Origin of the sequence: Tomitella cavernea (assembly GCF_016599145.1) — a bacterium.
In the GTDB taxonomy this organism is placed as follows: Bacteria; Actinomycetota; Actinomycetes; order Mycobacteriales; family Mycobacteriaceae; genus Tomitella; species Tomitella cavernae.
Genome location: NZ_JAENKO010000065.1, coordinates 1 through 18,395 on the forward strand (window position 1 = coordinate 1; position 18,395 = coordinate 18,395).

17 protein-coding genes and 1 pseudogene are annotated in these 18,395 nt (G+C 67.3%); 10 read left to right on the top strand and 8 right to left on the bottom strand.

Annotation, left to right across the window (positions count from 1 at the left end; translation table 11 throughout):
- Positions 1-278: 278 nt before the first annotated feature.
- From JJ683_RS16925 to JJ683_RS16935, 3 genes are all read right to left on the bottom strand, one after another.
- Positions 279-665, bottom strand: coding sequence for a hypothetical protein (locus tag JJ683_RS16925; protein WP_200175841.1), 387 nt, complete (start codon positions 663-665; stop codon positions 279-281).
- Between the two features lie 183 nt (positions 666-848).
- Positions 849-1,076 (bottom strand): hypothetical protein, encoded by a 228-nt coding sequence (locus tag JJ683_RS16930; RefSeq protein ID WP_200175843.1) that lies wholly within the window; start codon positions 1,074-1,076, stop codon positions 849-851.
- A 288-nt stretch (positions 1,077-1,364) separates the two neighbouring features.
- Positions 1,365-2,351, bottom strand: coding sequence for an Abi family protein (locus JJ683_RS16935; protein ID WP_200175845.1), 987 nt, complete (start codon positions 2,349-2,351; stop codon positions 1,365-1,367).
- 270 nt (positions 2,352-2,621) lie between these two features.
- On the opposite strand from JJ683_RS16935, the gene JJ683_RS16940 reads away from it, so the two are divergent.
- From JJ683_RS16940 to JJ683_RS16960, 5 genes are all read left to right on the top strand, one after another.
- Positions 2,622-3,293 carry a recombinase family protein gene (locus tag JJ683_RS16940; RefSeq protein ID WP_200175847.1) on the top strand — a complete coding sequence of 224 codons (672 nt, stop codon included), beginning with the start codon at positions 2,622-2,624 and terminating at the stop codon, positions 3,291-3,293.
- A gap of 60 nt (positions 3,294-3,353) precedes the next feature.
- A complete protein-coding gene (locus tag JJ683_RS16945; protein ID WP_200175848.1) occupies positions 3,354-3,845 on the top strand; it encodes a hypothetical protein in 492 nt (163 codons plus the stop codon).
- A gap of 67 nt (positions 3,846-3,912) precedes the next feature.
- Positions 3,913-4,794 (top strand): restriction endonuclease, encoded by an 882-nt coding sequence (locus JJ683_RS16950; protein WP_307811004.1) that lies wholly within the window; start codon positions 3,913-3,915, stop codon positions 4,792-4,794.
- Between the two features lie 506 nt (positions 4,795-5,300).
- Positions 5,301-5,696: a plasmid mobilization protein gene (locus JJ683_RS16955; protein WP_200175850.1), complete on the top strand. Its 396-nt coding sequence runs from the start codon at positions 5,301-5,303 to the stop codon at positions 5,694-5,696.
- Complete coding sequence (locus JJ683_RS16960; RefSeq protein ID WP_200175851.1) at positions 5,693-7,330, top strand: relaxase/mobilization nuclease domain-containing protein; 1,638 nt, start codon at positions 5,693-5,695, stop codon at positions 7,328-7,330. Before JJ683_RS16955 ends, JJ683_RS16960 begins: the two co-directional genes overlap by 4 nt.
- Positions 7,331-7,463: 133 nt before the next feature.
- Here the strand turns inward: JJ683_RS16960 and JJ683_RS16965 are convergent, their stop codons facing one another.
- Together JJ683_RS16965 and JJ683_RS16970 are read right to left on the bottom strand one after the other, a co-directional pair.
- Entirely contained in the window at positions 7,464-12,392 is a 4,929-nt protein-coding gene (locus tag JJ683_RS16965; RefSeq protein ID WP_200175853.1) for a DEAD/DEAH box helicase, read from the bottom strand.
- A 168-nt stretch (positions 12,393-12,560) separates the two neighbouring features.
- Positions 12,561-13,610, bottom strand: a complete 1,050-nt coding sequence (locus tag JJ683_RS16970) for an EcsC family protein (RefSeq protein ID WP_200175856.1) — start codon at positions 13,608-13,610, stop codon at positions 12,561-12,563.
- A gap of 308 nt (positions 13,611-13,918) precedes the next feature.
- Between JJ683_RS16970 and JJ683_RS16975 the strand changes: the two genes are divergently transcribed.
- Together JJ683_RS16975 and JJ683_RS16980 are read left to right on the top strand one after the other, a co-directional pair.
- Positions 13,919-14,698: a ParA family protein gene (locus JJ683_RS16975; protein ID WP_242474809.1), complete on the top strand. Its 780-nt coding sequence runs from the start codon at positions 13,919-13,921 to the stop codon at positions 14,696-14,698.
- On the top strand, positions 14,695-14,976 hold the full coding sequence (locus tag JJ683_RS16980) for a hypothetical protein (RefSeq protein WP_200175860.1): 282 nt from the start codon (positions 14,695-14,697) through the stop codon (positions 14,974-14,976). Before JJ683_RS16975 ends, JJ683_RS16980 begins: the two co-directional genes overlap by 4 nt.
- A gap of 347 nt (positions 14,977-15,323) precedes the next feature.
- Here JJ683_RS16980 and JJ683_RS16985 read toward each other — a convergent pair whose 3' ends face one another.
- Positions 15,324-15,593, bottom strand: a complete 270-nt coding sequence (locus tag JJ683_RS16985) for a helix-turn-helix domain-containing protein (RefSeq protein ID WP_200175863.1) — start codon at positions 15,591-15,593, stop codon at positions 15,324-15,326.
- Entirely contained in the window at positions 15,583-16,497 is a 915-nt protein-coding gene (locus JJ683_RS16990) for a replication initiation protein (protein WP_307811006.1), read from the bottom strand. Before JJ683_RS16990 ends, JJ683_RS16985 begins: the two co-directional genes overlap by 11 nt.
- 182 nt (positions 16,498-16,679) lie before the next feature.
- Between JJ683_RS16990 and JJ683_RS16995 the strand changes: the two genes are divergently transcribed.
- The 3 genes from JJ683_RS16995 to JJ683_RS17005 all read left to right on the top strand — a co-directional run bounded on the left by JJ683_RS16995 (position 16,680) and on the right by JJ683_RS17005 (position 17,913).
- Positions 16,680-17,024, top strand: coding sequence for a ribbon-helix-helix protein, CopG family (locus JJ683_RS16995; protein WP_307811007.1), 345 nt, complete (start codon positions 16,680-16,682; stop codon positions 17,022-17,024).
- Positions 17,025-17,302: 278 nt separating this feature from the next.
- Positions 17,303-17,686 (top strand): hypothetical protein, encoded by a 384-nt coding sequence (locus JJ683_RS17000; RefSeq protein ID WP_200175871.1) that lies wholly within the window; start codon positions 17,303-17,305, stop codon positions 17,684-17,686.
- Positions 17,686-17,913, top strand: a complete 228-nt coding sequence (locus JJ683_RS17005; protein ID WP_200175865.1) for a hypothetical protein — start codon at positions 17,686-17,688, stop codon at positions 17,911-17,913. Before JJ683_RS17000 ends, JJ683_RS17005 begins: the two co-directional genes overlap by 1 nt.
- Before the next feature lie 253 nt (positions 17,914-18,166).
- Here the strand turns inward: JJ683_RS17005 and JJ683_RS18755 are convergent.
- Positions 18,167-18,395 (bottom strand): annotated as a pseudogene (locus JJ683_RS18755) (hypothetical protein); the annotation flags it as partial.

Consider the following 18,395-nt stretch of genomic DNA (forward strand, 5'->3'; position numbering starts at 1 on the left):
GGCCGCCGCGACCGACCCGAAATAGCGCACGTGCGCAATGTTGTGCGGCCGATCCAAGATGAGTCCGCGTGTGCCTGTGACCAGCAGGTTCGCGGAAGTGCCCAATAGTGCAAGAGGTGTGTCCGGTTTCGGGTGCCGCGAGGGAACGCTGGCAGGGGCGTGTGGGGCCGCGCCGGTGTGCGTGCGCACCGGCATACCCGAGCGCGGCAGAGCGGATCGGGGAGTCGTCGGGGGAGGTGCTGCGTTGTGCGGCGCCGGGCATGATGGCGTCGGGGCGGCTATTGCCGGGCGGCGCCGTCGATGAGGGCGGCCGCGTCGGCGAGGCCGAGTCCGCGGTGCTGCTCGCGGAGCGCTCGGATCGCCGCGATCCGGTCCGGGTGTGCCGCGACCGCGGCGGCCACGTCGGCGGCCGGCACGTCTCCCGGGGCGAGAGCCTGTTGTCGCGGCTTGCGGCCGCGGTGGCGGATCCGGCTCGCACACGTCCACACCAGGGTGGTGATGACGAAGACCCACACGAGGAAGACGAACCAGTGCCAGGGCGTCGGATCATCGACGACGTCGCGGACGAAGGCGGGGCCGCCGCCGAGAGCGAACCACGGCAGCAGCACGAACGGCCCCCACGTCTCCATCGCGGCTTCCACCCGCCGCCAATTCACCCGCCGCATGGGGCGAGTGAAGCACACGTGCACGCTGATGGGGTGGGGGAACGGCGGCAGTCGGTGTGCGGTGATGCAGTGGGCGACTGGCCGCGGCGCACCGTACGCAGCTACGCGTGCGGTGCGCCGCCGGTGGAGCGCTACCGCAAGTGGTCGGCGTGGCGGGGCCCTGCAGGCGGAGTGGTGATCCGGCTAGGAGGGGGCGAAGCCGCCGAGATCGAAGCTGATGAACGCCGCGGCGAGCAGTCCGCCGAGAACCGCCGCGGTGATCGCGTAGCCTGCGGCGGCACGCCTGGACCTGCGGAACACCGCCATCACCAGTGCCGGCGTGAGCAGCAAGGCGAAGCAGAGGGCCCACGTCCACCAGTACGACGCGGCGATCTCCGCAGTGCTTCCGGGGGTGGGGTCGATGGGTGGCACGTTCAGGGCCTTCTGGATCCTGAATGTTGCAGGGACAAAGACGAATACGGCGATGACGCTCGCCGAAACGACCCCCCACCCGGCGCCCCAACGCGGAGAGTGGCGGGCGGGGGGTGCAGTTGCGGAAGGCATGGTTCCAGGGTGGCACGCACAACTCGGCGAAGATCGCTGTCCAGCTGTGTTTGCCGGGCGGGTTCGGTGGACGAGCTCGCGGGCTGTCACGGTGTCGGTCTCTACTGGTACGGCGTGGTGCCACGCCCGGCTACTGCTGCATCGGGGCCAGCACGGTCATGTGATGTGCCGGTTCCAGAAGTCGTCGTCGGCCCAATTCTCCGGGACTCCCATCCCGGCGAGGTTCATGCGGGGGCGCGTGGCGAGGAGTTGGTGGAGTCGTCGTGCCCAACTGCTGTGCGGTGAGACCGAGTCGAGTACGGACTGCAGCGACACGAGCACCGGGTAGAGGCGTTTTTGCGATCGTTCGGGCAGAGCGTTGTTGTCCTGTAGCCACGAGACTGTGGGGGAGGTGGGGATCTTCGGGTAGACGCCGAGTCCGACGTTCCACAGCCGGCCGTGGTGGGCGCAGATGTTGCGCACGCGGACGTAGGTCTGCATCCAGGATTGAAGGATCGGCGCGGTCAGGCCGAGGCTCCTGGCGATGGCGGTCCGGTCAGGCCGTCTTCCGAGGTTGCGGTACGCGTTGTCCAGCTGGCCGATCGTCAAGGTCTCGACCATGAGCCAGGACGGTGGGAGCTCAGGAGAACGGTAGGTCGTCAGGTAGTGCTCGAGCGCCGAGCGGTGGAGCAGTTGCCCGTCTTCGACGTCCGGTTTGCGGCGTAGCTGCGTGTCGCACGTGTCGCGCACAATCTTCAGCAACGTGCTGTGTTTGCCGGGGAAGTGAAAGTGCGATGGGTCGGTGTACCAGTGCGGATCGTTGTAGGTCGTCGACATGTGGTCGGTCAGCGCGGCGCGGATGGCGACTTCGGCGCGTTCGAGCGCGTCCATGACCAACAGCCGGAGGGCACGGTCGAAGACGTACAGGTCGAGTACATCGTCGAAGCGGACCCCTTCTCGGAAGAGATGCCCGGCTCCTTGCTGGTGGAAGGGGATCGTGTACGGCGAGAGCCGGTAGTAGCCGATGTGGCGCAGGTACCTGCGAGCCCGGTCCCGGTCCGGGATGTCCAGTCCGCGCTGGGCGAGGCGGTCGACGAGGTCATCGAGGGCTAGCGGTGGCTTGGCGTAGTCGAGGGAACCGCGCGGGCGTGATGGGTGGGGCATTCGCCGCTCCTCCGGTCCCGTGGCAAAGAAAAATCCCCCAAGTGCGCATCGTGGAGAGGCGTGGGGGATGTAGTGAGGACAAGCTAGCACACCCAGCGTTTCGCGTCAGTCGTGTGCGCGCATCGTGGCGATTCTCGCGGAGATGAACGCTGTATTGGCGCGAACGTTCCCTGAGGTACACCCCAGACGCACAGCCCGGCCGGCTCTGAGCGGCGTGACGTTGGGGTCCTGTGGCCGTGTTTTGTCACAGGTCTGCCCTAGGGTCCAGGCATGCCGGAACACTCGGGTCAGGTCGTGGCGTACGTGCGGGTCTCGACGATCGAGCAGAACCCGGCCCGTCAGCACGCCGCCGTCGGCGCGGTGGACGAGACGTTCACCGACCAGGTGAGCGGCAAATCCCGGAGCGAGCGGCCGGCCCTGGCCGCACTGTTGCGGTACGTGCGCGCCGGGGACACGGTGCGGGTCGCCTCGATGGACCGGCTGGCCCGCTCGGCGGTCGACCTCGCCCAGATCGTGGCGGAGCTGACCGGGCGGGGTGTGCGGGTCGAGTTCGTCGCCGAACACCTCACCTTCGCCCCCGGCGACGCCGATCCGTTCGCGCTGTTCCAGCTGCACCTGCTCGGCGCGGTCGCGCAGCTGGAGCGCTCGCTGATCCGTGAGCGTCAGCGTGAGGGCATCGCGGCGGCGAAGGCCCGCGGCGTCTACCGCGGCCGTGCCCGCAAACTCACCGGCGACCAGATCGCCGAAGCCCGCCGGCGCATCGCGGACGGGGTGCCCAAGGCGCACATCGCACGGGAGATGGGGTGCTCGCGGCGGGTGCTCTACGACGCGCTCGCCGGACGCGGGGCGTACGCCGCAGCCAGGGGCAGCACAGAACTCGGCGATGAGAGGCCGGGCCGGGAAGCAAGCGAGGGGTACGCGATGACGTCGGCGGCGCCGTAACGACAGCTACGTAACGGGCCAAGATCGGGAGGCGGGTGTGTGGTGATTGCTCTATCGGGAGTGCTGCAGATCCTCGGCACGGTCATGACGAGCGTCGGGCTGCTTATAGCGTGGTGGCACTTGGACAGCACGCAGCGATCGGCGCAAGCCATGTTCGCTGGCGCCATGATGCGTCTTCGACGAGCACTCGGCATTAAGAAATCCGTCAGTGTCCAGGTACCTGCAGCGTTTGGGTCCGCCGGGATGCTGTCCGCCGAAGTGTCGGCTTCGATCGCGTATGACCCCGGGAAGCCGGCGCAGGGCCAGATCGAATCCTTGTTCCGTGAGTGCGAGATCCTCCGCAAAGAGATCTGCGACGTACGCAAGGAAGCGGCGACCCACCGCGAGCAGTCCCACGAGCGCGAGCAGAAGCTCGACGAACAACTCCGCAGTGCCATCTCCGATTCGGAGCAGCGGGCAGAACGCAGACAGTTCGCCTACTGGGGGTGCGTCCTGGCCGGCGTCTTGATGTCGATGGCCGGAATCGTCCTTGGGATGTGTGCCGCGATCTGACGTGGACTGCGACTGAGAGAGCATGGTCCTCATGTCCGAAGAAGCCTCGCTTGTCCCGATCTGGCCTGTGTTCGTCGTGCCGACGCTTCAGGTGCTTTCCGACGGCCGGGTCCGTCAGCGACGGGAGGTGTTCGACGCTGTCGCGGAGCAGGCAGGTGTCGGCGCCGAGGCTCGTGCCGAGACTCTCAAGTCCGGCGGCACCCGCTACGAGCAGCGCATGGGCTGGGCCCTTAGCCATCTGAGCAAGGCGCAGTGGGTCGACCGGCCGGAGCGCGGGCACTACGTCATCAACGACGCGGGCCGGGCGGCGCTCGCGAAGTACCCGCAGGGGTTCGACTACGCGCTCGCACGCGAGGTGTTCGCTCCGTTCTGGCCGCAGAAGGCCAAGACCACCGCGTCGACAGTCGTCTCCGATCCGGCGCCCAGCGAGATATCTGACCCGATCGAGGTGATCGAGGGCGAGATAGACCGCATCGAGGCGAGCGTCGGCGAAGAGCTGCTCGATCGGCTCCGCAACAGCCACCCCGACTTCTTCGAGCAGGCGGTCGTCGATCTGCTTTTGAAGATGGGCTACGGCGGCCCGGCCCAGCGAGGCCGACGCATCGGCGGCTCCAACGATGAGGGCGTCGACGGGCTGATCAATCAGGACGCGCTCGGTCTCGACCAGGTCTACATCCAGGCGAAGCGCTACAAGGAGGGCAACAACGTCGGGCGCGAGCCGATCCAGGCCTTCGTCGGCGCCCTGCACGGCTTCAACGCCTCTCGTGGGGTGTTCCTGACCACGAGCACGTTCACGTCGGGGGCCGTCGATTACGCGCGGAAGGTGTCGTCGCGGATCGTCCTGATCGACGGCGCGAAGCTCGTCGATCTGATGATCGCCCACCGCGTTGGCGTGCAGGAGAAGCAGAAGTTCAGCGCGGTTGAGGTCGACGAGGACTACTTCGCGTAGTCCTGCGTCATCTGGTTGGACTGCCTGCTGCGCCGGCAACTGAGGGCGTCGGCCCCGGTCGTCGGCGCCGGTGGTCGACGGTGAGCCGAAGACGATGTTGCCGACGTCGCGGCCATCGTCATCGAGGGCGGCAATGGTCGCTGCCGTCCTCGATGAGGATGGAGTCGTTCGCGGCGATTTGTTCGTGCTGTGCCCGGTAGACCGCGTACGTCTTGGCGGTGCTGGTGCGTACCCGGTCGACGCCGGCCGGTCCGGCGGCGTGGTGCGCCTTCTTTCGATCTTTTGGGCTCGTGCGTCTGCTTCGAGCGGGCCGTTGTGCGATTGGAAGGCCGGAGAGCTGAACAGGGTGCCTGCGCGTCGGAGTCCGGGTTCCGGGGCGGCCGCTTACGCGGAGCAAGATAGGTTTTAGCATTACTAAACGGCCCTGCGCGGTTGCTGCGGGTGCGTGCCGGGGGCACACTGATGCCAACGGTTGTTGGTCGCTGCGCTGGGCTAGGGGGTCGTCGATGCTCGACGAGGATGTGCCGGTGCGGCGGGGGAGGCGGCGGCGTGCGAACCATGCCGGCGGGCGGCCGCGGGTGATCCAGGTGCGGGTGTCGGAGGCCGAGGACAGGGTGCTGCGGGCATCGGCCGAGCGGGCGGGCATGACGGTGCAGCGACTCTTGGTGGAGTCGGTGTTGCGGCGCGAGTCCGGGGATGACATCGCGAGTCGGCATGCGGCGTCGGGCGAGTTGATCGGTCTGGTGCGGGCGGTGTCGTCGGTGGGGGTGAACGTCAATCAGATGGCGAAGGCGACCAATGCGACGGGCGAGTTGCCGGAGAACATGGCGGCGACGGTCGAGGGGATCCGCGATCTGGTGCGGCGGGCGAACACGGCGATCGACCGGGTGGGTATGCGGTGATCGGCAAGGCGCTGCGGGGTGATCGGGCACGCGGGTTGATGTCGTATCTCGTCTCGGAGGGGCGGGCGAACGAGCACACCGATCCGCATGTGGTGGCCGGGGATTCCGAGACGATGTTGTTCTTCGAAGGCCGCGAGTTGGGGCGCGATGATGCGCTCGATATCGGTGCGATCATCGACGCCCCGCATGCTCGTTCGGGGGCACGAGTGCCGGCGCCGGTGCGCGAGTTCGACGAGTCGGTACAGGAGTATGTGACGGTCGGGCACAAGGATCAGCATGTGTATCACCTGATCTTGTCGGCGGCCCCGGAGGACGGCACGCTCACCGATGGGCAGTGGAAGGCGATGGCCACCGACGTGATGGACAGTCTCGGGTTCACCGCGGCGTCGGGGAAGGCGCCGGCACCGTGGGCGGCGGTCAACCACGGGCAGGGCCTGTCCGGTCAGGACCATGTGCACATCGTCGCGTCGCTGGTGCGTGAGGACGGCACGAAGGTGGGTTTGTACCGGGACTTCCAGACGATCTCGGCGGCCTGTGCGCGTATGGAACGCCAGCACGGGCTGGAAGTGGTGGCGGGCCGCGACGACAAGACGCGGCTCGGGTCCTACACGCGCGCCGAGTCCGGTAAGGCCCGCCGCGAGGCACGCGAGCTCGACCGCACGGAGCTCGAGCAGGTGGTGCGCCAGTGCGCGGTGGCGAGCCGTGGCGAGGACGAGTTCGTGCGCCGGGTGCGGCGGGCGGGCGTGTTGATCGCGCCGCGGTTCGCTAAAGGTGGCGAGGACACGGTGGTCGGCTACAAGGTGGCGCTGCGCCCGCCGAACAAGGGCATGAAGGCCGTGTGGTTCGGCGGCGGTAACCTCGCGACGGATCTGCGCCTGCCCGCGGTGCGCGGGCTGCTGCGGGCGCACTCGGACGAGCAGTCGGTCGCCGAGTGGCGGGCGGCCGCCCGCCGTGCGCCGGTGGCGTACCGGGGGGCCGAGACGTATGCGGTGCAATCCGAACAGATCACCAAACTGTCGGCGCACGCGAAGCGGTGGTCCGACTACCTCGAGTCGATCGACCCGGCCAACCGCGCCGAGTGGGCGCGGGCCGCCGCGTACACGTCGGGCGCGTTGCACGCGTTGGCCGACCGGATGGACGATGCCGACATGCGTGCGCTGGCGGCGCGGATCGGCCGGTCGGCGGTGCCGCCGCGAGACGCCGCGGCCGCGACCGGGCGGATGCCGCGGTTGACGGTATTCGCGGTGATCGCCGCGCAGTCCTCGCGGGCGATCACCCCGGCGGTGGCGTGGGCGGTGCTGCTCGGCCAGCTGGCCCGCACCGTCGAGGCGTTCGCGTCCGCGAACGCGGCGGCCGGCCGGGCGCGTGAGGCCGAAGGGTTGCGCGACCAGATGCGGCAGACGATGACGCGGGTGCGTGAGGCGCACCCGCAGGCGGTGATGCCCGAGTACGCCGCCGAGCTGCAAGAGCGGTTCGACTCCGTGCGGGCGGGGCTGTCGAAGGCGTCGTTCTGGGAAACGCGGCCGAGCAAGGACAACACGCGCAAGCCGCGCGCGTTCGGAGCGAGCCACCGGGCGCGGCCGGTCCAGAACGCGCCGCGGCAGCGCCGCGCCGAGGACAGGAGCAGAGGATAAGGAGCGCGCCCCCTAGCGCATCACCCGCGGGATACTGGCCGCGACCGGCGGACCCGGCGGGGTCGCCCATGCGCCACGCATCCCTGGGGCGGCAGAGGCTGGGGGGGGGGGGGGGGGGGAAGGCGTGCGGTGCTTATGAGGTCATGCCCGGGTCCGCGAGAGAATCGACGATCACCATGGTCTCTGTCGCCACCGTCGTCACCTGGCCGATGAGGTCGACGATGTAGCGGGGGTCGTCGTGCTCATCCGCCCAGTCGTTGGGGTCGTTGACGATCCCGGAAGCCTTGTCGGTCTTGACCTGGTAACGATCGAGGATCCAGCCGAGCGCCGAGCGTGAGCCGAGCAGGTAGCGTTCGGCGGCCGCGGGGATGCCGGCGATGGTGACCTTCGGGTTGTAGACGATCGCTGTGTGGTCGTCGACCTTCTTGCCCGATTCCGGGTCGGTGGTCTTGGCCCACTTCATCTTCTGCACCCGCCACGTCTCCCGGCCTGCCTGGTCGGCGCCCGCCTTGAGCTGGACGTCGACCGGATACGGTTCGACGTCCTCGTAGCCGATGTGCAGCTCGGCGAGACGCCGACCCGCATCCGCCAACTGGTCGAAGCGTTCACGGGTTTCGGGGGTGGGTATATGCGGGAGCATCTTCTTCAAGTCGACCGCGTAGGCGTGCCGGTAGGCGGGGTCGTGCAGGAGCCCGTAGACGTAGGAGAAGATGTCGTCCTTCGACACCGGGCCGCCCAGCGCCTCGGCGAAGAGGTCCTGGATGGCGTCGGTGATGTTGTCGATCCGCCGATACCCCCACTCGTCCACCTCACCGCCATAGGTGGCGAGGTCGAGGTGCCCGTCCGTGGCGGCGGCTTTTTCGTAGGTCCAGCGCGGGAAGAACTGGGCGGTGTAGGTAAAGAAGGACAGGTCAGGCAGCGTATCCGTGGCGAGTGCAGCGAACGCGACGCTTTCTCGGGGAGCCATGACCAAGATTCCAATGTTGGTGTGGTGGGGGGTCGGGAACATGCGCCGGAGAAGCCCCGGTGTCCCCAAAGCAGAGTCCAGATACGTGTTCTGTTTACAGAACGGACGGTATAAGTTCGTCCGAAACCCTTCGGCATCTACCTTCAGAGACTTTCCAGCGCGTACATCCTTCATCAGGGAGTGGTGCCAGTTCATCACTGTCTTATCGATCGTTAAGTCGGAATCTGGCTCCGCGATTAGTCGCACCCTGTCTGATTCATACACATGGGATAGTTGTTCAATATTGGCAACTACGACAGATCTAGAGTAGTTGACACTCCATGAATCTCTGTTCGTTTTTAGGCCGCCTGAGTAGAGTGCAAATACTTTCTCATTCGCGGTCTTACCCCGCTTGTCGCCGATGGTGGGCCAGGTGGAGAAGGTGTCGTCGCGTTGGCCGAGCCAATCGCCGTGCGCGTTGGGGGTGACTGCCGTCCAGTCCAGGCTGGTGAGGGTGGCGTTGTCGACGAGGTCGAGTTTGTCGTCGCGGGACAGGTAGTCGCCGATGTCGTGGTAGAACACCTCACACGAACCGGTATGCGCCGGATTCTTGACGCCGAGGAAGATCGCGACGGTATTGCGGCTGCCCGCACCGAACACCTTCCCGCCCTCTTTGCGGGAAAGCTCGCCGGCGGTGCGCTGGTTGCCGCGCAGGTTGTAGACGTAGATGCGGGCGTATTCTTGGGCGAGCGAGAGGCGGATGCCGTCGGCGGTGTTGCCGTCGATCCAGCCACCATTGGACACGAACGCGACGATGCCGGCGTCGCCGATGCGGTCGGTCGCCCACCGGAACGCCCGCAGATACGAGTCGTACAGGCTGTTCTTCAGCTGCGCGGTCGACCGTTTGGCGTAGGTGCCGGTGATCCGGGTGTCGAGGGTCGGATAGGCGATGTTGGCGTTGAGGTCGTTCGCACTGTTCTGCCCGACCGAGTAGGGCGGGTTGCCGACGATGATGTTGATCGGCACCCCGAGCTGACGCAGGATGCGTTCGTTGTTCTGCGGGAACATCACATCGTCGAGGCTGTCGCCGTCCTCGGTGATCTGGAACGTATCGGCCAGCACGATCCCCTCGAACGGCCGATACCCACCGTCGCCGTCTACCTCGGGGAGGGCGTGGAAGGTGGTCTCGATGTTCACCGCCGCGATGTAGTAGGCCAGCAGCATGATCTCGTTCGCATGCAACTCGCCCGCATACTTACGCGCCAGATCGTCCCGGTCGATGAGCCCGGACTGCAGCAGGCGGGTCAGGAACGTGCCGGTGCCGGTGAACGGGTCGAGCACATGCACACCCGCATCGGTGATGCCCCGGCCGAACGCCTCGCGGGACGCCTGGTCGGCGGCCCGCAGGATGAAGTCCACAATCTGCACCGGCGTGTAGACGATGCCCAGCGCCTCGGCCTGACGTGCGAAGCCGAGTTTGAAGAACTTCTCGTACAGCTCGGCGATCACGGCCTGCTTGCCCTCAGGAGTGGTCACCTCCGATGCGCGGACCCGCACGGACGCGTAGAACCCCTCGAGGCGGGCGGTCTCGGCCTCGAGGCCGGCCGCGCCGAGCAGGTCGACCATGGCCTGCATCGTGATCGACACCGGGTTGTGGGCGGCGAACTCGTGCCCGGCGAACAGGGCATCGAAGACCGGTTTGGTGATCAGGTGCTGCGCGAGCATGCTGATCGCGTCGTCGTCGCCGATGGAATCGTTGAGGTTGTCCCGCAGGCCCGTGACGAACCGGTCAAACCCGTCGGCGATCGTCTGATCGGCGTCGGCGAGGACGGCGCGGATGCGGCTGATCAGCGCGGCGGCGATGTCGGCGACATCGTGCGCCCAGTCTTCCCAGTAGGTGCGGGTGCCGACCTTGGTGACGATCCGCGCGTAGATCGCCTCCTGCCACTCCGACAGCGAGAACAGCGCCATCTGCTTGGCGAGTTCCCGGTCCGCGGCGGCCGGATCGGTGGCATACGGATCGACCCCGTCGCCGGGCTCGGTGGTTTCGGTCTCCCCGCCGGTCGAGGCCGGGTTCGGGGTGGTGGTGGGGCCGATGTGTCCGCCGAGGATCGCCTCCGTCCCCTGCCCCGCATCCGCGCCGGCTTCGGTGGGGGTGTTGAGGGCGATGGAGTTGACGATCGCGTTGAACCGGTCGTCGTGGGCGCGCAGCGCGTTGAGCACCTGCCAGACCACTTTGAACCGCTGGTTGTCGGCCAGGGCTTTTTCCGGGGCGACGCCGGCGGGCACGGCCACGGGCAGGATGATGTAGCCGTAGTCCTTGCCTTCGGCTTTGCGCATCACTCGGCCGACGGATTGGACGACGTCGACGACGCTGTTGCGCGGGTGCAGGAACAGCACCGCATCGAGGGCCGGCACGTCGACGCCTTCGGACAGGCAGCGGGCGTTCGACAGGATGCGGCATTCCCCGGCCGGGATGGGTGCTTTGAGCCAGGCGAGTTCGCGGCCGCGCTGCAGGGCGTTGAAGGTGCCGTCGACGTGCCGCACCTCGCACGCGAGATCCAGGTTGGTGGTGTCGACGGGTTTGCCGTCGTCTCGGGAGCTGTCGAGCATGTCGCGGTAGCCGTCGACCACCGCGGGGAAGACGCCCGCGAGCTGCGTGGAGGCTTTGATGTTCTCGGCGAACGCGACGGCCCGCTGCATCGGCGGCTCGCCCGGTGTGAATCCCTCGCCGCCGGGGGCGGTGCCGGCGCGTTTCGCGAGCCCGTTCCAGCAGCCGACGATCTTGCTGGCGTCGTCGAGGCGCAGTTCGCCGAACCCGGCGGACATCTGCGCCTGCAGGGGGGCGGCGACCATGTCCTCGTCGACGGTGAGCACGAGGACCTTGTAGTCGGTGAGCAGGCCGCGTTCGACGGCCTGGCCGAACGACAGGCGGTGCAGCTCCGGCCCGTAGACGGCGTCGTCGTCCATGGAGGTGATTTCGGCGGCGTGCTCGTCGGCCTTCGCCCGCACCGCTTCGTCGTAGATGCGGGGCGTCGCCGTCATATACAGCCGGCGTGTGGAGCGGATGTAGTTGTTGTCGTGGATGCGCACGAAGTGCGACTCGTCGGCGCCGGCGAGGGTGACGCCGGTGGTGCGGTGTGCCTCGTCGCAGATGATCACATCGAACGGGTCCACACCGTCCTGCTGGGCGCCCGCGATGACCGGCAGGGACTGGTAGGTGGTGAACACGACCGTCAGGCCCTTGGCGCGTTTGCGGTGCGCCATCTCCGAGGCCAGGCGCACCGGGTCGGTGGTGACCGGCACGGCGACGTCGTGGGCGGCGATGTCCTCGGCCGCCCGGGAGACCTTGCTGTCCGAGCACACGGCGAACGCCCGCATGTCGAGAGTCGTCTGGGCGGTCCACTCGCGCAGCGTCTGGGACAGCAGCGAGATCGAGGGGACGGCGAACAGGATCCGCGCCGACCCGCCCGCCTCGGCGGCGGTGCGTTCGGCGATCTTGAGTGCGGTGAAGGTTTTGCCGGTGCCGCAGGCCATGATCAGCTTGCCCCGGTCGTTGCCGGCGGCGAAGCCGCGGAAGACGGCGTCGATCGCCTCCTGCTGGTGCTTGCGGGGGGTGTGTTTGACGGCGGGCGCGAGCTCGATCTCGAGGTTGCCGGCGGGCCAGGCGATGTCCCAGTCGATGGGGGCCTCGGCGATCTCGGCGAGCCCGATGCGCTGCACGGGGATGGTCTGGTCGTCGAGGGCTTCCTCGGCGTGCGGGCCCCACTTGTCGGTGGTCGAGATGATGACCCGGTTGGTGAACGGCTTTTTACCGGAGGCGGTGAAGAAGCTGTCGATGTCGGCCTTGGCGAGGGTGTGGGTGGGTTCGTAGAACTTGCACTGGATCGCGGTGTATTTGCCGGTGTCGCGTTCGCGGGCGACCAGGTCGATGCCGGTGTCGGGTTTGCCGTCGCGGCCGGGCCAGTCGGCCCACCGCCATACCTGGTCGTACTGCTGGGCGAGGGTGGGGTCGAGTTGGAGGTAGCGGACCATGAGCTGTTCGAACAGGGTGCCGCGTTCCGAGTTCGACGGCGCCTTGCGGAATGCCTCGATCACTTCATGTACCGACGCCACCGCGCCCCACCTCCACCATGTCTCTTCTCGGTGCCGCTACGCGGCGGGCACTGACCGTTTCACGCAGGGCGTGCTCCCTCCGCTGCCATGGGGCCAACCTATGCGTTCAAGGAAAGCGGAGTGGTGCGGGCTGGCGTCGGACAGTAGTCCCGACTAACGAGGGGGAAGTCAGAGCAGTTCGCGGCGGGCGTGGTCCTCGTCTGCGAGTTCGGCATCGAGGATCTCGTCGATCAGGGGCATTCCGGAGTCTTCATCGGTAGCGTCCACGTCGGGGCGCCACTCTGCAGGGTCGAGTCCGTACTTCTCGGTGAGGAAGCGCAGCCTGTATGCGGTCAGCGCGCGACTGTAGGTATGTGCTGCCAGCTGCGCGTTCATTCCCCCGTTGATCAGCGCGCCTGCTACGGGTACGGCCTGGGCGAGCTTCTTGCGTGTCATCTTCACTCCCAGGGCCTTGAACACTGTCTCGATGACGCGCACGATCTGGTTCTGCGACAACGTCGCCATGGTGGTGCGGCGCATCATGTCCTGTGTCAGCCGTGACAGCGCCGCGAGGGTGGTGGCCTTCTGACTCGCGCCGGTCGCGGTCGAATACGACAGCACGCCCGCCGCGAACACCTCTTCATCTGGCTCATTCACGTCGTAGCCGTAGTGCGCGGCGACGTGGGCGATGATCCGCCCCATCCCGGTCAACACAGTCACCGAGTCAGCTGCGATCGCCGCTGCAGCTGCAGCTGCAGTTGTGCCACCAGAGACGGTGGATGAAACCGTCAAACCGGTAACTACCAGAGACGACGCTGCTCCTTCGCCGGCTCCAGCGACAAGGTACTTCTGCTTCCCGGACGCGGAGACACTGTCACATGCCCGTATGTCGAGCGAGCGGATGTCATCCAGAGACTCCACGGGATGCCCTTTGGCGGTGAAGTGCTTGATGACGGTGTCATGACTGACCGAGTGCAGGCCGAAGTTCACGGTCATCGAGTGCAATCCGTCCAAAGCGTTGGTGACTGCACTGTTGATTGCGTCGCCGACTGCTTCGGCGTTCGGCAACGACATCACGGCGTCTTTGGCCTTGCCTATCTGTGCGGAGGCCGCCACTCGCGCCCGCACCAGTCCACTACGTAGCCGGCCGGGCGGCGTGTCGTGATCCTCGGTGGTCTCGGCAACGAGGCGCTGCCACACGCTGCGCTCATAGTCAGACATCTCGCTCGTACGATGCATGCGAACATCCTCTCCCTCTATTACCTCGTCCAGCTGGCCGTCGAGGCGATCGACTTGACGGCTCTGGGCGGTCTAGGTGAGCCGGATGCCGGGCTACTGCGCGAGCGCAAGCGTGGACGGTCCGGGAGCGATGACCCGAGCCCGTGTACGGAATCCGGCACCTCTCGGAGGTAGGTCGCTTGTATGCCGTACAGCGACGTCACCTGCGTATTTTGATCGTTGTGTCCAGGTGCAGAGTTACTCACGATCGGTGACACGCGGATGTCCACTGAAACAATGTTAACAATCAAAAATGTTAACTTTGCTTCATGACTACTGTTTCTGTGGTGAACCAGAAGGGTGGGTCCGGGAAGACGACCACCGTCCTAGGTCTCGCGTCTGCGGCGAGTGCTCGGGGGATCGCCACCTTGGTGATCGACCTGGATCCGCAGTGCAACGCATCAGAGGCGCTCGGTATCGAGTACCCGTTGGACGGGATGACCGCGGCCGATCTTCTCGCCGACGAGCTCCCTGGAGGTGCGGTCGATGCAGTACATCCGTCACTGTGGGAGAAGGTCAGCGTGATCCCCGCCGACCTGGACTTGGCGGATCTAGATGCTGTGGCCGGGCTCGGCGTCGAGCAGCGGCTGCGGGCGTCGCTCGACAGTGAGGTCTTGCGTGATCGGTTCCCTCTGGTTCTGATCGACTGCCCGCCGAGTCTGGGCAAGCTCGTCTCCAACGCCCTGATCGCTGCGGACAGTGTCTTGGTGGCCACGGAGCCGTCGTTCATGGCCAGCCGCGGAGTAGCAAAGATTCTTCAGGCCGTCGAGACCATCCGGCGCTACTACAACCCGGGGCTGGAGGTGGCTGGAGTCCTGTTGGGCCGGGTGCCGGCCCAAGGGCGTGAGGCAGCGCATCGCGCGGCGGAGATCCGCGAAGCCCTCGGTCAGCAGGTGCTGCCTTTGGTGGTGCCGCAACGGGCAGCTGTCGCCGAAGCGGTAGGCGATCGTCATCCGATCCATCAGGTACGCCCGGCAGTGCCGGAAGCAATGGAGGCTTTCGACGCAGCGCTGGACCGTTTGCTGGCGGACAAGACGGTACTGCGGTGAGCACCGCGCAGCAGAAGCCGTCCGCGTTCACAGCGCCGACGCCGAAGAGCGACACGACCGATGCTCCGTCGGGCAAACTGCACCCGTTCACACCGCGCGTCGCGCGTCAGGCCGCGGCACTGCCCCCGGAGATACCCAAGGACGCGCACGTCACGGCATTCGGTACGAGGCTGCCTCCGGAGTTGCAGCGGGTACTCAAGACTGCCTGCGCCGAGCGTGGACTGCGGATGCAGGACGCCGTGTACCAGGCACTGTGGCAGTGGCTAAACGACCAGTGAAGAATTAATTCTAACTTGTTAACAAGTTAGAATGGCGTTGTCCTAGTCGAGTTGCGCCTTGCTGTATGCATGGCCCCCGTCGGGGCTATCCGCCGAGGGCTGCGGGGGCAGGTTGTGTGCATACGACTGCCAGATGGGCGATCGGTGCGCCGCAGGTGACGCATGTTCCGGCTACGGGGATCTGTTCGCCGATCTCGGCGTCGGTGGGGGTGGCGCCCCATGTGCCGGCGTGGCAGTGGGCGCAGCTGACGAAGATGGCCCGCACGATGCAGCCGCACGGCATGGTCGTGCCGAGCGGCTGGGGAACGTCGTCGGCGGGGTTTCCGTGTATGTGGTCGGGGCGCATGTCAGGCGATGTCTTTCTTGCCGGCCGTGGCTGCGCGGGTGAGCGCGTAGTGCACGGTGCCGACCGTGCAGCCGACCTTCGCGGCGATGGCTCGCATGCTCAGTCCCTCCGCCCGTAGCTGGCGGATCTGCTCGTGCCGCTGCTGGGCCCGTGACAAGTACTCCTCCCGTGGCTCGGCAGTCCATTGGACGATGTTTGTTCGGGACACCCCGGTGCGCTCGACTAGGTCTTGGACGGTGAGTCCGTTCCGGGACATGCGCTCAGTAGCCATCCGTACCCTCCTGGATCGCCATCCTGACCCGATCTATGGCGTGCTCTTGCTGGCCCTTTCTAGCTTGCCCGCTTTTGCGGCCGCGTGCGGATTGGATGGCGGTGAACGTGGCCTCGTACACAGCAGCCCCGTCGGCCCACATGCGCGATTTGGTGGTGATCCACCGGTGGATCGACGCGGCGATCCCCTCGGCCTCGCCCGCAGGCAGCGGCTCGGAGAAACCGGCGTTCTGTGCGTGTACCTCGGCCGTGATCGCTTCGTAGAGCCAGCGCGACGATGCCGGGGTGCGGTCGGGGCACTTGCGCACCTCCCGATACGCCCAGACGCGCGCGGTCTCGAAGATGGTGCAGTTGCGGCCCAGCCCGACCGGGGCGCGTCGTTTGGTGCGCTGCCAGGATGCCGGCGGCATGTACCCGGTGCCGCGCAGATGCTCGGCGAGTTCGTCGAGGCTATAGAGGTGGTCGGTCAGCCACGCGGCATCCCAGTCGGTATGCACCGGGTTCTTGGTCATCAACCCGCTGTAGCCCTTGTCGCCGTCGACCGAGCGGCGCAGCCCCTCGGTGATCGCCGCCGCGTAGGACAGCGGCTTGCGGTGGGCGTACTCGGTGCGGGTGATCGGCTCGGCCATCGCCCACACCGCATGGGCGTAGCCGTTGCCGCGGTTCTCCACCACCGAGTTCGGCAGACACCCGCCCCGGTCGTGCACGGCCCGCAGGAACGCATCCGGGTGGTCGATATCGACCACCAGCAGGTTCGACAGGGCTTGCGGGTTGGCCTCGATGTAGCGGCGCTCAAGCGCATCGGCACGGCCCATCCGGTAGATGCCCCGGTAGAGCTCGTCGGAGGCGTACGGCCACAACGGCAGCCACAACTGGCCCCACTGGTCGCTCGTCGGTGCCTGCACGCCTGTGACCGTTCCACGGCCCACGCGCGAGGTGGGGGACCTCGCCCCGGCGTGTTTAAAGTTGCCATCGAACCAAGTCAGATGTTTCGGTTTTCTCCTGGGGTTCTCCTGCCCGAGCGAAGCGAGGTCCTTCTCCGGTGCGGTTTGAGCGGTACGGGCGTGCTGTGCGAAAGGTTCGCCCAGTGGTAAACATTGTTTACCTAGTGGTGTCCGGCGTGGGAAGGGAGCTGGTGGTGGCGACGGAGCGGCAGAAACCCCATCGCAGTGGCCGGGTGGTGTCGGTACGCCTCGATGAGGAGACGATCGGCCGGCTCGATGCGCTGGCGGCACGGACAGGACGCTCGCGCGGGGTGTACCTGAAGCTCGCGATCGGTGCGGCACTGCCGGGCCTGGAGCGGGCGCACTGGGAGCAGGTGGCCGCCGAGTTCGAAGACAAGACGATCGACCGGCAGTTCCACGCACTCATGCAGCAACTCACCACCGGCGAACACGACAACCGCGACGAGCAGGGCGCCGGCGGAGCCTGACCGGCGGTACGGCCGGTCAGGGGTGTCTGCTCGTGCCCAACGTCTGCCTTTCCGGCGCACAGCACACCAGTGCGTGCGCCTCGTCTTACTCGCCCCGCAGCCACATCCGCGCACCTTCTCGTGCCGGAAACTCCGCGTTTTCTGCCCCTGTGGACCGACACACCTCATGCATCAAGGTAACGATCCGATAACGGCGAATATCGACGCTGGTCAGGGTGGGTGCGCGGGCGCCCTGTTTCGGCCGCGCGGAAATACCGCACGTTCGATATTATGGGTGCATGCAGACGATGGCGGCGGGGTGTGTGCGGTGCGGCGGAGAGTTGCCGGTGCGTACCGATCCGCGGGGACGGCCGGCGCGGTATTGCTCGGATGCGTGCCGCGCTGCGGCCTCGCGGGAGCGGACGGAGACGGCACACCGGGCCGCACTCGCAGATGCCGAGGCGCGGGCCTACGCACGCGGCCGGGCGGCCGGGTACGCGGAGGGCCGGGCAGAGGCGTTGCGGGCGCAGGAGGGGCGCACAGGTGCCCGTACGGCGACCGCTCCGGTGGCCGGGGAGCAGTACCTGCCGGGCATGGGCGCCGCCCCGGCCGGGGCGGGGATGAGCCGCCAGCAGCGCCGCGCCGCCGAGCGTGCCGCCCGCAAGAGCGGTGGGGTGCGCTGATGGGCCGGCACCACAAGACGGCGGCATTGGCGGAGGCGCTCGACCGGCTCATCGCCCACGAGGTCGAGCTGCATCGCGAGCTGCTCGCGGTGCTCCAGGGCGATGAGTACCCGGACATGGACGGCGAGATCACCGACACCCTCTCGGACGCACAACTCGCCCTCACGGCGGCCGGCGAACGGCTCCGCGACGCCGTCGCGCTGGCCGCCGCGACCGACCCGAAATAGCGCACGTGCGCAATGTTGTGCGGCCGATCCAAGATGAGTCCGCGTGTGCCTGTGACCAGCAGGTTCGCGGAAGTGCCCAATAGTGCAAGAGGTGTGTCCGGTTTCGGGTGCCGCGAGGGAACGCTGGCAGGGGCGTGTGGGGCCGCGCCGGTGTGCGTGCGCACCGGCATACCCGAGCGCGGCAGAGCGGATCGGGGAGTCGTCGGGGGAGGTGCTGCGTTGTGCGGCGCCGGGCATGATGGCGTCGGGGCGGCTATTGCCGGGCGGCGCCGTCGATGAGGGCGGCCGCGTCGGCGAGGCCGAGTCCGCGGTGCTGCTCGCGGAGCGCTCGGATCGCCGCGATCCGGTCCGGGTGTGCCGCGACCGCGGCGGCCACGTCGGCGGCCGGCACGTCTCCCGGGGCGAGAGCCTGTTGTCGCGGCTTGCGGCCGCGGTGGCGGATCCGGCTCGCACACGTCCACACCAGGGTGGTGATGACGAAG